The sequence below is a fragment of the Allobosea sp. LjRoot237 genome (assembly GCF_964253285.1).
Taxonomy (GTDB): domain Bacteria; phylum Pseudomonadota; class Alphaproteobacteria; order Rhizobiales; family Beijerinckiaceae; genus Allobosea.
In genome coordinates, this window is the sequence record NZ_CAXUQP020000001.1 from 1358422 (window position 1) to 1377463 (window position 19042).

Annotated in this window: 16 protein-coding genes; 6 read left to right on the forward strand and 10 right to left on the reverse strand. The window is 66.7% G+C overall.

Translation table 11 applies throughout. From position 1 onward, the window contains the following. Positions 1 to 26 precede the first annotated feature (26 nt). The 3 genes from ACSQ24_RS06590 (at position 27) to metH (ending at position 5866) form a co-directional block, all read left to right on the forward strand. Positions 27 to 1040 (forward strand): ArsR/SmtB family transcription factor, encoded by a 1014-nt coding sequence (locus ACSQ24_RS06590; RefSeq protein WP_436093915.1) that lies wholly within the window; start codon positions 27 to 29, stop codon positions 1038 to 1040. Next, a complete protein-coding gene (gene metF / locus ACSQ24_RS06595) occupies positions 1040 to 1951 on the forward strand; it encodes a methylenetetrahydrofolate reductase [NAD(P)H] (protein WP_436093916.1) in 912 nt (303 codons plus the stop codon). The genes ACSQ24_RS06590 and metF overlap by 1 nt, the downstream gene beginning before the upstream one ends. A gap of 162 nt (positions 1952 to 2113) precedes the next feature. After that, complete coding sequence (gene metH / locus ACSQ24_RS06600) at positions 2114 to 5866, forward strand: methionine synthase (protein ID WP_436093917.1); 3753 nt, start codon at positions 2114 to 2116, stop codon at positions 5864 to 5866. Between the two features lie 31 nt (positions 5867 to 5897). On the opposite strand, the gene ACSQ24_RS06605 is transcribed toward metH, so the two are convergent. Further along, entirely contained in the window at positions 5898 to 6785 is an 888-nt protein-coding gene (locus ACSQ24_RS06605) for a LysR family transcriptional regulator (RefSeq protein ID WP_436093918.1), read from the reverse strand. A 195-nt stretch (positions 6786 to 6980) separates the two neighbouring features. Between ACSQ24_RS06605 and ACSQ24_RS06610 the strand changes: the two genes are divergently transcribed. Continuing rightward, positions 6981 to 8105: an MFS transporter gene (locus ACSQ24_RS06610; protein WP_436093919.1), complete on the forward strand. Its 1125-nt coding sequence runs from the start codon at positions 6981 to 6983 to the stop codon at positions 8103 to 8105. A gap of 331 nt (positions 8106 to 8436) precedes the next feature. On the opposite strand, the gene ACSQ24_RS06615 is transcribed toward ACSQ24_RS06610, so the two are convergent. The 3 genes from ACSQ24_RS06615 to gstA all read right to left on the reverse strand — a co-directional run bounded on the left by ACSQ24_RS06615 (position 8437) and on the right by gstA (position 11396). After that, on the reverse strand, positions 8437 to 10146 hold the full coding sequence (locus tag ACSQ24_RS06615; RefSeq protein WP_436093920.1) for a Na/Pi cotransporter family protein: 1710 nt from the start codon (positions 10144 to 10146) through the stop codon (positions 8437 to 8439). 244 nt (positions 10147 to 10390) lie between these two features. After that, positions 10391 to 10774, reverse strand: coding sequence for a nuclear transport factor 2 family protein (locus ACSQ24_RS06620; RefSeq protein ID WP_436093921.1), 384 nt, complete (start codon positions 10772 to 10774; stop codon positions 10391 to 10393). A gap of 13 nt (positions 10775 to 10787) precedes the next feature. Further along, the gene (gene gstA, locus ACSQ24_RS06625; protein WP_436093922.1) at positions 10788 to 11396 is read right to left on the reverse strand and encodes a glutathione transferase GstA; all 609 of its coding nucleotides are present in this window, start codon (positions 11394 to 11396) and stop codon (positions 10788 to 10790) included. A gap of 122 nt (positions 11397 to 11518) precedes the next feature. On the opposite strand from gstA, the gene ACSQ24_RS06630 reads away from it, so the two are divergent. Next, positions 11519 to 11884 (forward strand): winged helix-turn-helix transcriptional regulator, encoded by a 366-nt coding sequence (locus ACSQ24_RS06630; protein ID WP_436093923.1) that lies wholly within the window; start codon positions 11519 to 11521, stop codon positions 11882 to 11884. A gap of 58 nt (positions 11885 to 11942) precedes the next feature. On the opposite strand, the gene ACSQ24_RS06635 is transcribed toward ACSQ24_RS06630, so the two are convergent. Then, positions 11943 to 12413: a VOC family protein gene (locus tag ACSQ24_RS06635; protein WP_436093924.1), complete on the reverse strand. Its 471-nt coding sequence runs from the start codon at positions 12411 to 12413 to the stop codon at positions 11943 to 11945. 204 nt (positions 12414 to 12617) lie between these two features. Next, positions 12618 to 12965 (reverse strand): GrrA/OscA1 family cyclophane-containing rSAM-modified RiPP, encoded by a 348-nt coding sequence (gene grrA, locus ACSQ24_RS06640; protein ID WP_436093925.1) that lies wholly within the window; start codon positions 12963 to 12965, stop codon positions 12618 to 12620. A gap of 30 nt (positions 12966 to 12995) precedes the next feature. Between grrA and ACSQ24_RS06645 the strand changes: the two genes are divergently transcribed. Further along, positions 12996 to 13841, forward strand: coding sequence for a hypothetical protein (locus tag ACSQ24_RS06645; RefSeq protein WP_436093926.1), 846 nt, complete (start codon positions 12996 to 12998; stop codon positions 13839 to 13841). Between the two features lie 60 nt (positions 13842 to 13901). Here ACSQ24_RS06645 and ACSQ24_RS06650 read toward each other — a convergent pair whose 3' ends face one another. From ACSQ24_RS06650 to ACSQ24_RS06665, 4 genes are all read right to left on the reverse strand, one after another. Continuing rightward, positions 13902 to 14858, reverse strand: coding sequence for a diguanylate cyclase domain-containing protein (locus ACSQ24_RS06650; RefSeq protein WP_436093927.1), 957 nt, complete (start codon positions 14856 to 14858; stop codon positions 13902 to 13904). A 301-nt stretch (positions 14859 to 15159) separates the two neighbouring features. After that, positions 15160 to 16392, reverse strand: coding sequence for an ABC transporter permease (locus tag ACSQ24_RS06655; RefSeq protein WP_436093928.1), 1233 nt, complete (start codon positions 16390 to 16392; stop codon positions 15160 to 15162). Continuing rightward, a complete protein-coding gene (locus ACSQ24_RS06660) occupies positions 16389 to 17132 on the reverse strand; it encodes an ABC transporter ATP-binding protein (RefSeq protein ID WP_436093929.1) in 744 nt (247 codons plus the stop codon). The genes ACSQ24_RS06655 and ACSQ24_RS06660 overlap by 4 nt, the downstream gene beginning before the upstream one ends. Positions 17133 to 17349: 217 nt before the next feature. Next, entirely contained in the window at positions 17350 to 19020 is a 1671-nt protein-coding gene (locus tag ACSQ24_RS06665) for an efflux RND transporter periplasmic adaptor subunit (protein WP_436093930.1), read from the reverse strand. Positions 19021 to 19042 lie beyond the last annotated feature (22 nt).

Below are 19042 nucleotides of genomic sequence, written 5' to 3' on the forward strand. Positions count from 1 at the left end.
TTCACAGAATTTCGAGGTGCTCGCAGGTGACCCGCCCCTCCCATCATTCGCTGCCGACCTTGCTGGCCTGCCTGCGCGCGGCGGGCGAGGAAACGCGCCTGCGGATCCTGGCGTTGCTGGCGGAAGGCGAGCTCTCGGTCTCCGATCTCACCGACATTCTCGGCCAGTCGCAGCCACGCATCTCGCGTCATCTCAAGCTGATGGCCGAGGCCGGGCTGCTGCGCCGCTCTCGCGAGGGCGCCTTCGCCTTCTTCCGGCTCGACGATGCGACGCCGGGCGGTGCGCTCGCGCTGACGCTCGCCCGCGATCTCGATCCCACCGACCCGGTTCTGGCGGCCGATCGTGAGCGCCTCACCGCGGTGCGTGCGAGCCGGGCCGCGGCGGCGCAATCCTATTTCGCCAATGTCGCGCGTGAATGGGACCAGCTCCGCTCGCTGCATGTGCCGGACGCGGCGGTGGAAGCGGCTGTCGAGGCCGCCGTCGGCGAGACGCCGATGCAGGCCCTGCTCGATCTCGGCACCGGTACCGGGCGCATGCTCGAGCGACTGGCGCCGAAGGCGGCGCGCGCCGTCGGCGTCGATGCCAGCCACGCCATGCTGGCGGTGGCGCGGGCCAATCTGGAGAAGGCCGGGCTGTCGCGCGTCGAGCTCCGGCAGGGCGACATCTATGCGCTGCCCTTCGCGCGCGGCTCGTTCGACCTGGTGATCGTGCACCAGGTCCTGCATTTCCTCGACGACCCGGCGCGCGCGCTGCGCGAGGCGGCGGCGCTGCTCTCTCCCGGCGGGCGCTTGATCCTGGTCGATTTCGCTCCGCACGAGATGGAATTCCTGCGCACCGAGCACGCCCATCGCCGGCTCGGCTTCGAGAAGGACGAGATCGCCGCCTGGTTCGCCGAGGCGGGCCTCGACTGCGATCTTGCCAAGGAGGTCACCGCCGCCGATGGCGTGAGCGGCCAACTTGGCGTCATGCTCTGGCGCGGGCGCGACCGGCGCCTCCAGGGTGATTTCCCGCTTCGCCAGTTCGATCGTGAGGTTGCGTGATGAACGCGTTCCGTCCCAGCCGCCACGGCTCGCGCCGCCCGCGCGTCTCCTTCGAGTTCTTCCCGCCGAAGAACGAGGAGATGGAGGTCAGCCTGTGGGAGAGCGTGCGCCGGCTCGAGCCGCTCGGGCCAGCCTTCGTCTCGGTGACCTATGGCGCCGGCGGCTCGACCCGCGAACGCACCCACAACACCGTCAAGCGCATGGTCGACGAGACCGGCCTGAAGCCGGCGGCGCATCTGACCTGCGTCTCTGCGACCACGGATGAGGTCGACGAGGTCATCCGCGCCTATTGGGCGGCGGGCGTCCGTCATATCGTGGCGCTGCGCGGCGACCCGGCCGGCGGCCTTGGCAGCACCTATGAGCCCCATCCGCAGGGCTATCACCAGACCTCCGACCTCGTCGCGGGCATCCGCAAGGTCGGCGATTTCGAGGTCACGGTTTCGGCCTATCCGGAGAAGCATCCGGAGGCGGCCTCGCTTGATGCCGACATCGATGCGCTGAAGAAGAAGGTCGATGCCGGAGCGACGCGGGCGATCAGCCAGTTCTTCTTCGATAACGACGTCTATTTCCGCTATCTCGACAAGGTCCGCGCCAGGGGCATCGAGATCCCGATCCTGCCCGGCATCGTGCCGGTTCAGAACTTCAAGCAGACCGCGAATTTCGCCCGCAAGACCGGGGCGAGCGTACCGCAATGGCTGGCCGACCGCTTCGAAGGGCTCGAGGACGACGCGGCGACACGCCGGCTGGTCGCCGCCGCCGTCTGTGCCGAGCAGGTGCTCGACCTGATCGACCGCGGCGTCTCGGATCTGCATTTCTACACGATGAACAAGGCCGACCTGGTCTATGCGATCTGCCATCTCGTCGGCCTGAAGCCGGAGAAGGTGCAGGCGCAGCAGGTGGCGGCGGAGTAGTTGAAGAGCCCTCATCCTGAGGAGCCGCGTAGCGGCGTCTCGAAGGATGGTCCAGGAAGCTCCGGAACCATCTGGAGCATCCTTCGAGACGCGATCTGCGATCGCTCCTCAGGATGAGGGCTGATTTTTGAGCAGACCCGTTTCCGGTTGGAAAGCGTAACGATGTCCGACTACAAGCCCACTCCCGTCGACGGCGCCGAGATCGAGCGCGCCCTGCGCCAGGCCGCTTCCGAGCGCATCCTCATCCTCGATGGCGCGATGGGGACGCAGATCCAGAACCTGAAGCTGACCGAGGCCGATTTCCGCGGCGAGCGCTTCAAGGGCTGGAACCACGACCTCAAGGGCAATAACGACCTGATCGCCCTGACGCTGCCGGATGCGCTGCGCGACATCCATCTCGCCTATTACCGGGCCGGCGCCGACATCGTCGAGACCAACACCTTCTCCGGCACCTCGATCGCCCAGGCCGATTACGGCATGGAGGCGATCGTCTATGAGCTCAACGTCGAATGCGCCCGGCTCGCGCGCGAGGCCGCCGAGATCGCCCGCAAGGAGGATGGACGGCGCCGCTTCGTCGCCGGCGCGATCGGCCCGACCAACCGCACGCTGTCGATCTCGCCCGACGTCAACAATCCCGGCTATCGCGCCGTCACCTTCGACCAGGTGCGCGACGCCTATGCCGAGCAGGTGCGCGGGCTGATCGACGGTGGCTCGGAGCTGCTGCTGATCGAGACGATCTTCGACACGCTCAACGCCAAGGCCGCGATCGTCGCGATTCAGGAGGTTTTTCGCGAGAAGAGCCTGAAGCTGCCGGTGATGATCTCCGGCACGATCACCGACCTCTCCGGTCGCACGCTCTCGGGCCAGACGGTCGAGGCGTTCTGGAACGCAGTGCGTCATGCAAACCCGCTGACGATCGGCCTCAACTGCGCGCTCGGCGCCCGCGAGATGCGCGCCCATATCAAGGACATGTCGCGCGTCGCCGGCACCCTGGTCTGCGCCTATCCGAATGCCGGCCTGCCCAACGAGTTCGGCCTCTATGACGAGCGGCCTGAGGCGACGGCCAAGATGCTGGCGGAGTTCGCCGATGCCGGCTTCGTCAACATGGTTGGCGGCTGCTGCGGCACCACGCCGGACCATATCCGCGCGATCTCGGAGGCTGTCGCCGGCAAGGCGCCGCGCGGCGTGCCGGAGCCGAAGCCTTATCTCAGGCTCGCCGGGCTTGAGCCGTTCACGCTCGACGAGACCATTCCGTTCGTCAATATCGGCGAGCGCACCAACGTCACCGGCTCGGCGAAGTTCCGCAAGTTGGTCACCGCCGGTGACTTCGCCGCGGCGCTCGACGTGGCACGCGACCAGGTCGCCAACGGCGCACAGGTCATCGACATCAACATGGACGAGGGCCTGCTCGATTCCGAGAAGGCGATGACCGAGTTCTGCAACCTGATCGCCTCGGAGCCGGACATCAGCCGCGTGCCGATCATGGTCGATTCCTCGAAGTTCCATGTCATCGAGGCGGGCCTCAAGACGATCCAGGGCAAGCCGATCGTCAACTCGATCTCGATGAAGGAGGGCGAGGCGGCCTTCCTCGAGCACGCCCGCATCTGCCGGCAATACGGCGCCGCCGTCGTGGTCATGGCCTTCGACGAGACCGGCCAGGCCGACACCTATCAGCGCAAGATCGAGATCTGCACGCGCGCCTACAAGCTCTTGACCGAGCAGGCGGGCTTCCCGCCCGAGGACATCATCTTCGATCCGAACATCTTCGCGGTGGCGACCGGCATCGAGGAGCACGACAACTACGGCAACGACTTCATCAACGCGACCCGCACGATCCGCGAGACCCTGCCGCACGCCCATATCTCCGGCGGTGTCTCGAACCTGTCCTTCTCCTTCCGCGGCAATGAGAAGGTCCGCGAAGCCATGCATTCGGTCTTCCTGTACCATTGCATCAAGGTCGGGATGGACATGGGCATCGTGAATGCCGGCCAGCTCGGCTCCTATGATGACCTCGATCCCGAACTGCGCGAACTCTGCGAGGACGTCGTCCTCAACCGTCGCAAGGATTCGACCGAACGGCTGCTCGATGCCGCGCCGCGCTTCAAGGGCGACGGTTCGCAGGCGGTCTCGGGCAAGGACCTCGCCTGGCGCGAGGCCGATGTGCACAAGCGCCTGGAGCACGCGCTGGTCAACGGCATCACCGAGTTCATCGACCGCGATACGGAAGAGGCGAGGGCGCAGGCCGAGAAGCCGCTCCACGTCATCGAGGGGCCCCTGATGGCCGGGATGAACGTCGTCGGCGATCTGTTCGGAGCCGGCAAGATGTTCCTGCCGCAGGTGGTGAAGTCGGCCCGCGTGATGAAGCAGGCCGTCGCCTATCTCATGCCGTACATGGAGGAGGAGAAGCGCCTCAACGGCGGCGGCGAGCGCTCGGCCGCCGGCAAGGTGCTGATGGCGACGGTGAAGGGCGATGTCCACGACATCGGCAAGAACATCGTCGGCGTCGTGCTCCAGTGCAACAATTACGAGGTGATCGACCTCGGCGTGATGGTGCCGACGCAGAAGATCCTCGACACCGCCCGCAAGGAGAAGGTCGACATCATCGGCCTCTCCGGGCTGATCACGCCCTCGCTCGACGAGATGGTCACCGTCGCCTCCGAGATGGAGCGCGAGGGCTTCGACATCCCGCTCTTGATCGGCGGGGCGACGACGAGCCGCGTCCACACGGCGGTGAAGATCCATCCGGCCTACAATCAGGGCCAGACGGTCTATGTCACCGATGCCTCGCGCGCTGTCGGCGTCGTCTCCAGCCTGCTCTCGCAGGACCAGAAACCCGCCTATGTCGAGGCCATCCAGGCCGAGTACGAGAAGGTCGCCGCCGCGCATCGCCGCTCGGAGGCCGACAAGCAGCGCCTGCCGCTGGCGAAGGCCCGCGCCAACGCCTTCAAGCCGGACTGGGCCGGCTACCAGCCGCCGAAGCCAACCTTCCTCGGCACCCGCGTCTTCCGGACCTATGATCTCTCCGAGCTCGTGCCGCTGATCGACTGGACACCGTTCTTCCAGACCTGGGAGCTGAAGGGCCGCTACCCGGCGATCCTCGAGGACGAGAAGCAGGGCGAGGCCGCGCGCCAGCTCTGGGACGATGCGCAGGCGATGCTGAAGCGGGTCGTCGAGGAGCGCTGGTTCAACCCGAAGGCGGTGATCGGCTTCTGGCCCGCGAATGCGGTCGGCGACGACATCCGCCTCTATACCGGCGAGAGCCGGCAGGAGACGCTCGCCACCTTCCACGGCCTGCGCCAGCAGCTCTCCAAGCGCGACGGCAAGCCGAACATGTGCATCTCCGACTTCGTCGCGCCTGAGGGCATCGAGCGGCCGGACTATGTCGGCGCCTTCGTGGTGACCTCGGGCGCGGAAGAGGAGCGCATCTCGGAGAAATTCGCGCGCGACAACGACGATTACCGCTCGATCATGGTCAAGGCGCTGGCGGACCGCATCGCCGAGGCCTTCGCCGAGCGCATGCACCAGCGCGTGCGCACCGAGTTCTGGGCCTATGCCCCAGACGAGGCCTACTCGAACGAAGACCTGATCCGCGAGGAATACCAGGGCATCCGCCCGGCGCCGGGCTATCCGGCCCAGCCGGACCATACCGAGAAGGCGACCCTGTTCGAGCTGCTCCAGGCCGAGCGCCGTGTTGGCGTCAAGCTGACCGAGAGCTATGCGATGTGGCCGGGTTCCTCGGTCTCCGGCCTCTATCTCTCGCATCCGGACGCCTATTATTTCGGCGTCGCCAAGGTCGAGCGCGACCAGGCCGAGGATTATGCGGTCCGCAAGGGCATGGATATCCGCGAGGTCGAGCGCTGGCTCTCGCCGATCCTGAACTACGAGCCGAGCGCCTATGCGGAGGCAGCGGAGTAGGGCGCCTCGCTGCGAGCGCGCCAAGGCGGGGTCATGCGGCCAGGAACTCTTCGGCCGCAAAGTCAACAAAGGCTCGCAATTTGGGCGAGGCGTAGCGGCTCGCAGGCCACATCAGGCTGAGCTTCGTCCGCACCTCCACATAGCTGTCGAGGACGGTGACGAGCGAGCCCCGCTGCAATTGCGCCACGACCGATAGGTCGGGAACACAGGCGATGCCGAGCCCGCTTTCGGCGAGGCCGATCTGCGCTTCGAGCGCGTTCGTCACCACGCTGATCGGCATGTCGATCTGCACGGGCTCGCCATTCCTGGACAAGGGCCATTGGTCGAGCTTTCCCGTGGAGGCGTAGCGATAAACGAGGCGGGAATGCCGGGCGAGATCCTCCGGCGTTTCCGGAGTTCCCATCTGGCGGAAATAGTCCGGCGAACCGACAATCGGCCGGCGGAAATAGCCGAGCGTGCGGGTCATCAGCCTGGAATCGGCATGCTCTCCGGTGCGGATCACCACATCGAAACCCTCGCCGATCACATCGACCACCCGGTCGGTGGCATCCAGCTCCAGCTCCACCTCCGGGTAACGTCGTTTGAATGCGGCGAGTTTCGCCAACGGCATCATGCTCATCGAGGGCAGGCTGACACGCAGCTTGCCTTGCGGCGCCGTTTGGCTCTGCGACAGCTCCAGCTCGGCGGCCTCGTATTCGCAGAGAATGCGCCGGCAGCGTTCGAGGAAGATCGCGCCCTCCGGCGTCAGCGTGACGCTGCGGGTCGAACGATGGAACAGCCGTGCGCCAAGCCGACCCTCCAGACGCGCCACGGCCTTGCTGACGGCCGATGCCGAGATGCCGAGCTTGCGGCCGGCTTCGGTGAAACCACCGGCATCGGCCGCGTGCACGAAGGCGAAGAGGGCTCCGAGGCTGTCCATATCGCGATCGCCCATGCATGACAGAAATGTCCAAAGTGTTGTGAATTGTCTCCTGTTTTTCGTTTATTGGGAACCGACTACCTCAAGCGCCGACACATCTTTGAAAGCGCCCTGCCAATGACATCCGCGACGAACACGCTATCGACTGGTGCAGCCGATGCGAGGCTGCCGCTGGGGGGCCTGCTGGCGCTCGCCATGGCGGCCTTCATCACGCTCCTGACCGAAATCCTGCCGTCGGGGCTACTCCCACAGATGGCTGAGAGCCTGGGAAAGTCCGAGGCGCTGATCGGCCAGCTCGTCACCGTCTACGCGGTTGGCTCGCTCGTCTCCGCCATTCCCTTGACGATCGCCACGCAGAACTGGCGGCGGCGCACGCTGCTGCTGATCGCCATCGGCGGTTTCGCGATCGTCAATACGGTGACGGCCGTTTCCGACAGCTATGCCGTCACGTTGGTTGCCCGTTTCGTCGCCGGCATGAGCGCGGGCCTGCTCTGGGCACTGGCGGCGGGTTATGCCGCGCGCATGGTGCCCGACTATCTGCAGGGTCGCGCTATCGCCATCGCCATGGTCGGGGCGCCGCTTGCCCTCTCGCTCGGCATTCCGACGGGAACGTTCCTCGGCACGCTCCTGGGCTGGCGCTGGACCTTCGGCGTGATGAGCGGGCTGACGGTGCTCCTCGTCGTCTGGGTGCTGGCCAAGGTGCCCGATTTTCCCGGCCAGAAGCGGGGGCAGGAATTCGGACTGAAGACGGTGTTCATGCTGCCGGGCCTGCGGCCGGTCCTGTTCGTGGTCTTCGCCTATGTGCTGGCCCACAACACCCTCTACACCTATATCGCTCCCTTCCTCGAGCCGGCCGGCATCAAGGACCGGACCGATGTCGTGTTGCTGGTTTTCGGCGTTGCGTCGCTGCTCGGCATCTGGATCACAGGCGTCCTGATCGATCGCTGGCTGCGCGAACTGGTTCTGGCGAGCGTCGCGTTGTTCGGCTTCTCCGCCCTGGCGCTCGGTATTGCCGGAACGGTGCCGGGGGTGATCTACGGCGCGGTCGCCGTCTGGGGGCTGGCATTCGGCGGGGTGGGGACACTGTTCCAGACCGCGTCGGCCAAGGCGGCCGGCAATGCGGCCGATGTCGCGCAGTCGATGCTGGTCACGACATGGAATCTGGCCATCGCGGGGGGCGGCATCGTCGGCGGATTGCTGCTGAGCGGACTCGGCGTCGCACCTTTTCCGTGGGTACTGGCCGCGCTTCTCGCCGCTACGTTCGTGGTCGCATGGGGCGCGAAGAGCCATGGCTTTCGAGCGGCTGCAGCCAGATTGTAAGGAGCAGGCGCGGGGAACCCTCTCCCAGACGGCGGGCCTTGTGGCCAGTGCAGTGAGAGCTCACCGCGCGGTCAGGTTCAGGCGAACGTTTCCAGTCCGAACACCTCACCCCTACCCCTCTCCTTCCAGGAGAGGGGATCCCGCGCCTCCAACGAAGCTGCTCACCCGCCGCAGCGCTGCGCCATCACGGCAAAGCCCTTCTGCCCGCCGGCGAGCGAGAGTCCCTCCTGGATCGCTTCGCTGCGCTCGCAATGACGAAAAAGGACGAGCAGAAACGGCAAACGGGCCGCCCGAAGGCGGCCCGCTCGTTGTCGATCTATTCTGGACCTGCTCAGGCCGGCACGGCGGCGGTGCCGAAATCGCCGGCTTCGCGGGTCTGCTTGCTGGTTTCCGTCACCGGCACGACACGCGAGACCGAGCGACGCTCCTCATCGATGCGCTCGATCAGGAAGTAAGCGCGCTCGGCCGAGCCGAGCAGCGCCAGGATCGCGCCGCGCTCGACCCAGGGCAGCTCGGCGCCGAGCCGCAGGCAGCGCTCGCGGACAGCCGTCAGGGCGGAGATCCGCGGCTCGGCTTCGGCGGAGACGAGCGGCCCGTCCTGCCCGGCCGGCACGATGGCGCGCATCGCCTCGGCGACCTGGTCGATGACGCCATCGACGATCTCCCGGCCAGGTGCGCCGAAGGGCTGGCGCTCGATGCGGCGGGCGATCTGGTAGAGCGTCTCGCCGAGGCTCGCAGTGAAGTCTTCTTCCTCGATCAGGCTCGCGACGAGGTCGGCGCGGGCATAGGGCATCTCCGACGTGAACATGCCGGAGGTGTAGGCGCGGATGTCGCGGTTGAGCACGTCGATCGCGGCGTAGTGTCCGTCGCTCTTCTCCGGCGCGTCCGGCTTGTTGCGGGCGATGTCGAGAAAGAGCTGCGCCGCCTGGAGATAGCGGCCGGTCTCCTGCTGGATGTTCGCAACGGCATGGGCGTGGTCGGTCGCCTTGGCGAGGAAGCGCGGCTGCGAGTAATCCTCGATATCGTCCAGATGCGACGCGCCAACCTTCAGCAGCACACGCTCGAAGACGCCGACGAAGGGGAAGAGCAAGACGGTGTTGAAGATGTTGAAGAAGGTCGAGTAGAGGCCGATCGCGACAGGGATGAGCGGGAAGGTCTCCTTGCCGTCCTTGATGACGGGCACGCCCGGATCGCCGCCGAACCACTGCATCGCCCAGGTGAGCACGTCCATCGAGACGAAGAAGAGCGGTATCGTGATGGCGACGCCGATGATGTTGAAGGAGATATGGGCGTAGGCCGCGCGCTTGGCGTTCTTCGACAGGTTGAGCGAGGCCATCCAGGAGGTGATCGTGGTGCCGAGGTCGGCGCCGAGCGAGAAGGCGACCGCGGTCTTCCAGTCGAGGATGCCGGCGGCGCCGAGGCCCATGACGATGCCGATCGTCGCCGAGGAGGAGTGGATCATCGCGGTGATGCCGGCAGCGATCAGCACGCAATAGAGCAAAGTGAGATAGCTGTCGGCCTTGAGCGAGGAGATGACGCCCATCACCTCCGGCATCGAGCGCAGGGGGCGCAGGCCGCCGGTCATCAGGTTGAGGCCGTAGAAGATCAGCGCGAAGCCCATGCAGGCGAGCGCGATATTCTTCACCTTCTCGGTCTTGGCGAAGATGTGCACCAGCGCGAAGATGCCGGCGAGCAGCAGGCCGAGCGGTCCGAGCGGCAGCGCGATCAGGCCGTTGCCGAGGGTCGTGCCGATATTGGCACCCATGATCACGCTGATCGCGGGTCGCAGGCCGATCACACCGGCGTTGACGAGGCCGACGACCATCACGGTCATCGCGGTCGAGGACTGGATGATACCGGTGATGAAGGTGCCGGCCAGGACGCCCTTGACCGGCGTGCCGGCGATCTTGGCGAGCAGCGCCCGCATCTTGTTGACGGCGAGATTCTGGATGCCGTTGCTCATGAATTCGAGGCCGAGCATGAAGATGCCCAGGCCACCGATCACAGGCACGATCACCTGCGTGAAGATATCGACTTGCATGCTCTCGACTCCGACAAGGGGCGCGGTCGCTTCTGCGGCTGGGTCGAGACGTCACGGCGAGCATCAGCGCGCACGTCCCGCAATGGACACGCGCGTTTCTCCGTGCCGGTTTCCCCACCTGGCCAGCGGAGTCCTAGGCAGGTCGTGCGACAGCCCGGTGACTATGGGTCACAAGGTTGGCGAGCCGCTGCCGGTGCCTAGCCGCCGGCGGGAAGGCCTGCCGGCGGGGAGCGCTTTCAGCCGTTCAGGCGGCCGCCTGGTCAAGGTCGAAATGGAAGACCTTGGCGATCAGGCGCCAGTGCCCAGCCAGCCTGACGAAGCTCAGGAGGTCGATGAAGTGCTTTTCGCCGATGGCGCATTCGACGCGGGCGAGGGCGGTGACCGGCCCGGCGAACTCGATCGAGAGGATGCGGTCGCGGCGCGCCTCTCCCCGGCTGGCCGGGGAGAGGCGTTTTGCGACCATGGGCAGGTAGGCATCCATGGTCAGATGCGTGAGGCTGCCCTCGCTGGCGCAGGCGTAGATCGCCTGCGGATGGAAGACCCCGGCGAGCTTGCCGGCATCGCTGTGGTAGAGGCCGTCGAAATAGCGCGTCAGCACCTCGACGAGTTCGGCATAACGGGGATCCATCGCAGCGCTCCGGTCAGACCAGGCCTTCGGCCTGCATGGCCTGCTTGACCGTCGGCCGATCCGACATGCGCGTCATGAAGGCGCGAAGCTTCGGCCAGGGATCGAGCGCCACGCCGGTGTGCTTTGCCCAGTTCGCGACCGCGAAGAGATAGCCATCGGCGACGCTGAAGCGCTCGCCCAGCAGATAGGAGCGACCGTCGGCGAGCTTGTTCTCGACATCACCGAGGCGGCGGGCGACCCTCTCCTTGGCTTCGCTCCTGGCGCTGTCGCTCAGGGCCTGGTTGAACAGTGGCGTGAAGCCCTTGTGCAGCTCGGACGCGATGAAGTTCAGCTCTTCCTGCAACCGCGCGCGGGCGAGCGTGCCGGCTTTCGGTGCGATCTCCGCCTCCGGCTTCAGGTCGGCGATGTACTGGACGATCGCAGCGCCCTCGGTGAGCACCTCGCCGCTGTCGAGCTGCAGAGCCGGGACATAGCCGCGTGGATTGACGGCGGTGAAGTCGGCGCCGGTCTCGGTCGTCCTGGTCTTGGTGTCGACCTTCTCGAGCGTAAAGGGCAGGCCTGTCTCGTGCAGGGCGATATGGGGCGAGAGCGAGCAGGCGCCGGGGGAGTAATAGAGTTTCATGCTGATCAGTCTCCGTGTTGGCGGGCGGCTCAGGGGTAGGGAGCGAGATAACTTTTGTATACCGGATAACTTGTGGTTACTGAATTTTCCGGTATCCTCGCGGTAACCGGAGAATTCTTCTCATGGCTTTGAAGTTACGAAAGAATCGCGCGAAGAACCCGCCGCCGACCTGCGCGGTCGGCACCTGCATGCAGGTGCTCGGCAAGGCCTGGACGCCGAATGTGATCTGGTATCTGAGCGCCGGGCCGCGCCGCTTCGGCGAGCTGCGCCATGACATGCCGCTGATCTCGGCCAAGATGCTGAGCGAGCGGCTGCGTGACCTGGAAAGCAGGGGCGTCGTCGAGCGGTGCGTCGTGCCGAATTCGCCGCCCTCGGCCGAGTACGGGCTGACCGAACTCGGTTTCGAGCTGATGCCGGCGATCGAGGCGATCGTTGCGGTCGGCAAGCGCCTGAAGGAACGGATGGGGCAGGCGGCCGAGGCTGCCTGAGGTTTTCTCCGACGCAATTCCGGACGCGAAACCGCTTCGCACTTTCGCTGGAATGGCTTTAGCCCTTCGCTGCGGCTTCCAATTCGGCGATGTCGAGCTTGACCATCTTCAGCATCGCTTCGGCGACGCGCTTGGCCTTGGCGCGGTCGGGATCGCGGACCAGCTCGCCGAGGCGCTTGGGCGTGATCTGCCAGGACAGGCCCCAGCGATCCTTGAGCCAGCCGCACTGCTCGAATTTTCCGCCTTCGCCGAGCGCCTCCCAGAGCCGGTCGATCTCGGCCTGGGTCTCGCATTCGATCATGATCGAGAAGGTGTGGTTGAAGGCGTCGGAGCGCCAGGCCTCGAAGGCCTGGTAGCGCTGGCCGTCGATGGTGAAGAAGGCGATCTTGACGCTGCCGGCCGGTCCGCTCGGCGATTCTGCCGGCAGGGCGCTGGTCCATTCGAGCGCCGAGTTGGGGATCAGCGAGGTGTAGAGGCTGATCGCCGCCTCCATGTCCTTATCGAACCAGAGGTTCTGGATGATCTTCATCGCAGGGCTCCTTGCTGCGTCATCAAGCCAGGGATTGGCCTGTCGCTTCAAGGACGAACGATGGGAGAAGGTTCCGACAAGGCCGCGGCGATTTTTTGAGGGGAGTTGCGGCTCCGAGGATCGAGGGCGCCTCAGCCCTCAAGCCTCTGCTCACGCACTCCGTGTGCGTGGAGCGGCCCCGCTTCGCAGCGAGGCCGCTTTGTCTCACCAGCGATCGTAGCGCGGGCGACCATAGCCGTCGCCATATCCGCGCCGGTAACCGTAACCGCCGCCGTAGCCGCCGCCATAACCGCGTCCGTAGCCGCGCCCGTAACCGTCGCCATAGCCGCGTCCATAACCACCACCGCGGCCATAGCGCTGACGATCGAGGTTGTCCTGGATGATCTGCATCCGGCGCAGCTTCGCAGCGCTGGCGGTGAACTCGGCCGGCAGCCTGTCGAGCTGCTGCGCGGTCGCCGAGGGAAGCGATCCGCTGAGCTCGGTTGCGGACGCAGTGCTGACCGCCGTGGCAGAGCCGATGAGCAGGGCAGCGGCGATCAATAGATGTCGCATGAAAGGTCTCCTGATTTGCCGGGGGCGATCATGGCTGCCGCAGTTGCAACCGCACCTGAACGGAGTTGTTCGCTCGCGTTCAGCGAACGCTGGGGTCGAGCGGCTACTTTGGATGCGGTACCAGGGCCGTCAGCCGAATCGGCCCGCTTGCGGACGATGGTCCAAAGAAGGTTGCCGAAAGGTTGCGGCGCTTGCGACAGCGAGTTCGGCGCCAGATGCGCGTCACAGGACGGAGTGGCGTTGGCAAGCCGTGATATCTGCTCAGGGTCGATTGCGGACCATGAGCGTCGACTTCTACGCAATCACCTGCAGCCGATTGAAGAAAAACCTACGGAACAAAATAGTAACCGAAAAATCGTTTTCCGCTGGCATTTACTCGAAATCGACAACATAGGCGGCTTTGGTGGAAGGTTTGTGCCTGCGATGAACTATCGCCGCGTGTTGCTATGGAGCTTTGCCGCAGGGTTGGGTGCCGCCTTGCTAGTCGGCAATCCTTGGCTCATCAGGCCGCAATCACCAAGCGGGCCTATTGCAGACGTGCTGTCTTCGATCGAGCACATTAAGGGTAAACAGGTCGAAACGAGCGCCTTGGCTGACGTTCTCCCGAATAGTCCTGTACTTCGATGGGGTGGTAAGCCGGCCGGCGTTACGCCGCCTTTTGTTATGGCTCTAAAGTCGGCGAATTTCTCTTGCGAAATGATGATAGACGTTGACGGACAGCCACGACTGTATGCCTGCCGCAACAGCTATGCTGGTAAAACGCTTGAGGGCTGCCGCAGGTCCTGGCTGCTAGTATTCGAGCTACCACCGAAGAACATCGGCCTTACCGCTAACTACCCAACCAAGCGTCAGGCTTTCGTGCGCGCAATCTGCTAGCCGCTCGCAAGTTCGGCAATGGGTCGAAAACCGACGCTCCGACCCAGCAAAGCTACTAGCTCAGACCGCGCGCAACCCGCCAGCGCCGACCATCGCCACGTCGCCCGCCACCTCGACCGGGTCGCCGAACAGGCGCAGGCAGTTGCGGCCGGCGGCCTTGGCGACATAGAGCGCCGAATCGGCTTCGGCGAAGCGCCGCTCCGGGTCGTGCAGGAGGCCGGGGCGCAGGATGGTGGCGCCGATCGAGGCGCTGACCGCGATGGTGGTGTCACGCCAGGCGACCGGGCGCGCCAGCGCCTGCTGGGCCTGCTCCAGCCGGTGAAGCAGATAGGGTCGGCCGGCGGCCGAGCAGAGCAGGAGGCCGAATTCGTCGCCGCCGATACGGGCGATGATCGCGGCGTCGCTCAGCGAGGTCTCAAGCCGCATCGCGATCTGGCGCAGGCACTCGTCGCCCGCGGCATGGCCGAAGCGGTCGTTGATCGGCTTCAGGTTGTCGAGGTCGACGATGGCGAGGACGCCGAGCGCGCAATTATCGCCGGTGTGGCGGCGCAGGTCGGAGAGCTGCATCTCGAAGGCACGGCGGTTGGCGAGGCCGGTCAGCGGATCGCTATAGGCGAGCCGGCGCAAGCCCAGCCACATGTCCTTCTCGCCGGTGATGTCCTGCTTGGCGCCGTGGATGCGGACCGGCCGGCCGTGCTCGTGCGTGACGGCGGCGGAGAGGCGCATCCAGCGCTCGGCGCCGGCGGCGGTGCGGATCCGTGCGTCCATGCTGAAGCCTTGCCCGGAGGCGATCAGCCGGCCGCGGAGGCGCTCCATCTCGGCACGCGAGTCATCGTAGTAGAGGTCGACGATCGAAGGGCGGTGGATCGCCGAGCCGCGCGGCAGGCCGAAGAGGTCGTAGATGCCGTCGGTCCAGCTCAATCGGGTGTCGGCGAGCCGGCATTCCCAGGCGCCGATGCCGGCCATCAGCGCAGCCTGGTCGTAGAGACGTCTGGCTTCGGCGTCGGAGAGCGGCATCGTCTGGCTCTGCGCCTTGCATCGGGTGATCGGGCGAGCACGCTGACGCTAGAGCGCAACGGTTAACGAAGATTGCGGCGTCAGGAGCTGTTGCCGGTCCCTCACCGTCATTCCGGGGCGGCGCGTCTGCGCCGAGCCCGGAACCCATGCCCACGACAGGGCCGAATGGTCGCCGCGGTTGCCGAAGCGCCCCGATCCTCGTGGTCATGGGTTCCGGGCTCAGCCCTGCGGGCTGCCCCGGAATGACGGTGCGGCGTTGCGTGCGCTTCCAGTGCCAGCCGTCAGCAGCATCAGGGGCCTCCTACTCCCGCCTGAGCGCCTCGATCGGGTCGAGCCTTGCGGCCTGCCTTGCCGGGTAGAAGCCGAAGAAGACGCCGATCAAGCCGGAGACGCCGACCGCGACCAGGATCGTTTCGGGCGAGATCACGAAAGGCCAGCCGGCGAAGCGGGCGATCCCGGTGGCGGCGCCGATGCCGAGCGCGATGCCGACGGCGCCGCCGATGGTGGCGAGCGTCGTCGCCTCGATCAGGAATTGCGAGAGCACGTCGCGCTGGCGGGCGCCGACGGCGAGGCGCAGGCCGATCTCGCGAGTGCGCTCGGTCACCGAGACCAGCATGATGTTCATGATGCCGATGCCGCCGACCAGCAGCGAGACGCCGGCGACCGCTGCCAGCAGCCAGGAGAGAGTACTCGCCGCCGCGGTCGCGGTGTTGGCGATCTCGGTCAGGTTGCGGACGATGAAGTCGTCCTCCTGATCCTCTGCGAGGCGATGGCGCTGGCGCAGCAAGGCGCGCGTCTGCTCGATGCCGGGGCTGATCGCTGCCTCGCTGGCGAACTTGACCATGATGGTCTGGACCGAGCGATCGCGGGCGTAATTGCGGCCGATGATGCGGCGCCGGCCGGTGTCGAGCGGCACGAAGATGACGTCGTCCTGGTCCTGGCCGAGCGCCGACTGGCCCTTGCCCGCCATCACGCCGATGACCTTGAAGGGCACGTTGCGGATGCGGAACATCTGGCCGAGCGGGTCGCTCTCGCCGAACAGGTTCTTCGCCACGGTCTGGCCTATGATCGCGACGATCTCGCCGCGGCGCAGTTCCTCCGGCTCGAACAGGCGGCCCTCGGCCAGCCCCCATTCGCGGGCGGTGAAGAAATCGAGATCGGTTGCGGTGATCGTCGTCGACCAGTTGGTGCCGGCGTAGACGGCCTGCGCGCGCGTGGTGATCACCGAGGCGGAGGCGACGACGTCCTCGACCTCGGCCGCGACGGCGCGCGCATCCTCGTCGGTCAGGGTCGAGGAGGCACCGGCGCCTAAGCGGACGCCGCCTTGGGTGACATTGCCGGCCTGGATGATGGCGAGGTTGGCGCCGAGCGACTTGATCTGGCTGTCGACGCGCTCGCGGGCGCCCGAGCCGATCGCGACCATGGCGATCACGGCGGCGACGCCGATGATGATGCCGAGCATGGTCAGCGCCGAGCGCAGCGCGTTGGCGCCGATGGCGGAGAGCGCGGAGCGGATGGCTTCCAGCAGGCTCATTCGGCGGCCTCCGGCAGCGGAGTATCGTGCGCGGCGAGCGCGGCGCGCGCATCGGCCGGCTCCTGGCTGACATCGGCGATGACATGGCCGTCGCGGAAGCGCACGACCCGGCGGGCATGGCGGGCGACCTCGGCATCATGCGTCACCAGCACGACGGTGACGCCCTCGCGATTGAGGTCCTGGAACAGGGCGAGGATCTCGAGTGCGGTGCGGCTGTCGAGTGCGCCGGTTGGCTCGTCGGCGAGGAGCAGGCGCGGCTGGTTGACCAGGGCCCGGGCGATGGCGACTCGCTGCTGCTGGCCGCCGGAAAGCTGCATCGGGCGGTGATGCGCGCGGTCGGCGAGGCCTACGCGAGCCAATGCAGCGAGCGCCCGCTCGCGCCGCGTCTTGCCGTCGAGCCCGGCATAGACCATCGGCAGCTCGACATTGGCGCAGGCGTCGACCCGCGGCAGCAGGTTGAACTGCTGGAAGACGAAACCGAGCTTGCGATTGCGGAGCGCGGCGAGCCCGTCGCTGGAGAGCGTCTCGACCGCGACGTCGTCGAGCCGGTAATGGCCGCCGGTCGGCCGGTCGAGGCAGCCGACCAGGTTCATGAAGGTCGACTTGCCGGAGCCCGACGGTCCCATCACGGCGACGAGTTCGCCAGCCTCGATATCGAGCGAAACCCCGCCGAGCGCGGTGACGCGACCGGAGTCGAGATCGTAGACCCGGGAGAGATCGCGCACCTCGATCAGGGGCATGGCGAGGCTCCGGCGGCGTCCCAGAGTGGCGCAGAGCCGGGTCGAAGGACGCGGGGAACCCTTCTCCCGTGTGGGATGAGGGCCCGCCCTAGCCGCAGAAGGCGCCGCGGCAGCCGCTTCGCCCTAATAATCAGCGGCGGTCCCTCACCCCTACCCCTCTCCCATCCGGGAGAGGGGATCCCACGGTCTGCGAATGAGCGCTTCACCACCGCACCCCTCAGAACAGGCGCGGGCCGCGCGGGGCCGGGCTGCGGCTGGCCGGCGTCGGCTCGGCATTGCGTGGGCCGCCGCCGATCACGACCTCGATGCCCTCGGCGATGCCGGTGGCCGGCAGGATTTGGGTGAAGGCGCCGTCGCTCGGCCCGAGCCGGATCGCGACCGGCTTGGGCTGGCCTTCGCCATCGAGCACATAGACGCGACCGGGCGAGACGTCGGTTTGTGCGGCCGGCCGGCCTTCCTGCATCAGCGCCTCGAACTTGGCGCGGCGCTCGGGATCGAGCACGGCGGCGACCTTGGCGCGTAGCTCGGTGCGGGCAGCGCGGAAGGCGGCGCGGCGCTCCTCCTCGGACAGGCCGGCCATGGCCGGGCGGTTGCCGGCACGCTGCTCGGACATGATCGCGGCGATCGCCTGCTTCTGCTCCGGCGTCGGCTGGACCTCCTCCTCGATGCGCTCGCGCAGTGCACCCGCAGCACGGCCGCCATTGCCTCCGCCGCGTCCCGCCGGCGTCTCGGCTGGGGCTGCCGCGGGCAGGGCGGTGGGGCCACCGAGCGGGCGGAAGCGCAGCGCCGCATTGGCCACGCGCAGCACGTCCTGGCGGTCATCGGTGACGATCTGGAGATTGGCGGTCATGCCCGGCAGCAAAGCGAGGTCACGGTTCTCGACGCGGACGACGCCGGTATAGGTGACGACGTTCTGGATGGTCTGGGCGCCGAGGCGGACCATCTGCACCTTCCCCTGGAAGGTGCGGTTCGGGTAGGCGTTGACGCTGAACGAGACCTCCTGGCCGACCTTGAGCCGGCCGACATCGGCCTCGTCGATATTGGCGTAGATGTCGATGGTGCGCAGGTCCTGCGCGATCTGGAACAGAACCGGCGCCGAGAGCGAGGCCGCGACCGTCTGGCCGAGATCGACCTGGCGCTGGACGACGACGCCATCGACGGGCGAGCGGATCTCGGTGCGCTCGAGATCGATCAGGATGTCCTTCAGCTTGGCGTCGCGCTGGGCGATCAGCGCCTCGCCGGACTGGACCTGGCCTTCCGCCAGCGCGATATCGGCGTCGAGCCCGCTGATCTCGGCCTGGAGCGAGGCGATCTGCGCCTCGTTCGAGGCGAGCGTCGCGGTCTGGATCTCGACCTGGGTACGGGCGCTGTCGAGGCCCTGCTGCGCGCCGGCGCCGCGCGTGAACAATTCGTTCTGGCGATCATGGGTGCGCTTGGCGTCGGCGAGCTGGGCACGGGTGCGGTCGCGCTGGGCCTCGAGGTCGTTGACGGTCGAGTTCGCCTTGGTCCGCGCCACCTTGGCCCGCGCGAGCTGGGCGCGCTTGACGACGAGGTCGGCCTTCGCCTGCTGCAGATCGGCGGCGGCGGCGTCGCGGCGGGTCTTGATCTGGTCGCTGTTGAGGCGGGCGACGACCTGGCCGGCCTTCACCTGCGAATTATAGTCGGCGAGGATCTCGACGATCTGGCCGGAGAGCTGCGAGCCGACCACGACGGTGGTCATCGGCGTCAGTGTGCCGCTGGCGCGCACGGAGGCGGTGATCCGACCGCGGTCGATCGCGGCGGTGCGATACGGTGTGTCATTGGCGGCGCCGCCGGTCGGCCGCAGCGCGAAATAGCCGGCCGCCAGCGCGCCTGCGCCGACCACCGCACCGATTGCCCAGAGACGCACGTCCGTTCACCCTCCGAGGCCG

Excerpts from the sequence above, each read along its gene's own strand:
- metF (WP_436093916.1), top strand. The coding sequence starts at position 1,040 with ATGAACGCGTTCCGTCCCAGCCGCCACGGCTCGCGCCGCCCGCGCGTC.
- metH (WP_436093917.1), top strand. The coding sequence starts at position 2,114 with ATGTCCGACTACAAGCCCACTCCCGTCGACGGCGCCGAGATCGAGCGC.
- ACSQ24_RS06605 (WP_436093918.1), bottom strand. The coding sequence starts at position 6,785 with ATGGACAGCCTCGGAGCCCTCTTCGCCTTCGTGCACGCGGCCGATGCC.
- ACSQ24_RS06610 (WP_436093919.1), top strand. The coding sequence starts at position 6,981 with ATGGCGGCCTTCATCACGCTCCTGACCGAAATCCTGCCGTCGGGGCTA.
- ACSQ24_RS06615 (WP_436093920.1), bottom strand. The coding sequence starts at position 10,146 with ATGCAAGTCGATATCTTCACGCAGGTGATCGTGCCTGTGATCGGTGGC.
- ACSQ24_RS06620 (WP_436093921.1), bottom strand. The coding sequence starts at position 10,774 with ATGGATCCCCGTTATGCCGAACTCGTCGAGGTGCTGACGCGCTATTTC.
- gstA (WP_436093922.1), bottom strand. The coding sequence starts at position 11,396 with ATGAAACTCTATTACTCCCCCGGCGCCTGCTCGCTCTCGCCCCATATC.
- ACSQ24_RS06630 (WP_436093923.1), top strand. The coding sequence starts at position 11,519 with ATGGCTTTGAAGTTACGAAAGAATCGCGCGAAGAACCCGCCGCCGACC.
- ACSQ24_RS06635 (WP_436093924.1), bottom strand. The coding sequence starts at position 12,413 with ATGAAGATCATCCAGAACCTCTGGTTCGATAAGGACATGGAGGCGGCG.
- grrA (WP_436093925.1), bottom strand. The coding sequence starts at position 12,965 with ATGCGACATCTATTGATCGCCGCTGCCCTGCTCATCGGCTCTGCCACG.
- ACSQ24_RS06645 (WP_436093926.1), top strand. The coding sequence starts at position 12,996 with ATGGCTGCCGCAGTTGCAACCGCACCTGAACGGAGTTGTTCGCTCGCG.
- ACSQ24_RS06650 (WP_436093927.1), bottom strand. The coding sequence starts at position 14,858 with ATGCCGCTCTCCGACGCCGAAGCCAGACGTCTCTACGACCAGGCTGCG.
- ACSQ24_RS06655 (WP_436093928.1), bottom strand. The coding sequence starts at position 16,392 with ATGAGCCTGCTGGAAGCCATCCGCTCCGCGCTCTCCGCCATCGGCGCC.
- ACSQ24_RS06660 (WP_436093929.1), bottom strand. The coding sequence starts at position 17,132 with ATGCCCCTGATCGAGGTGCGCGATCTCTCCCGGGTCTACGATCTCGAC.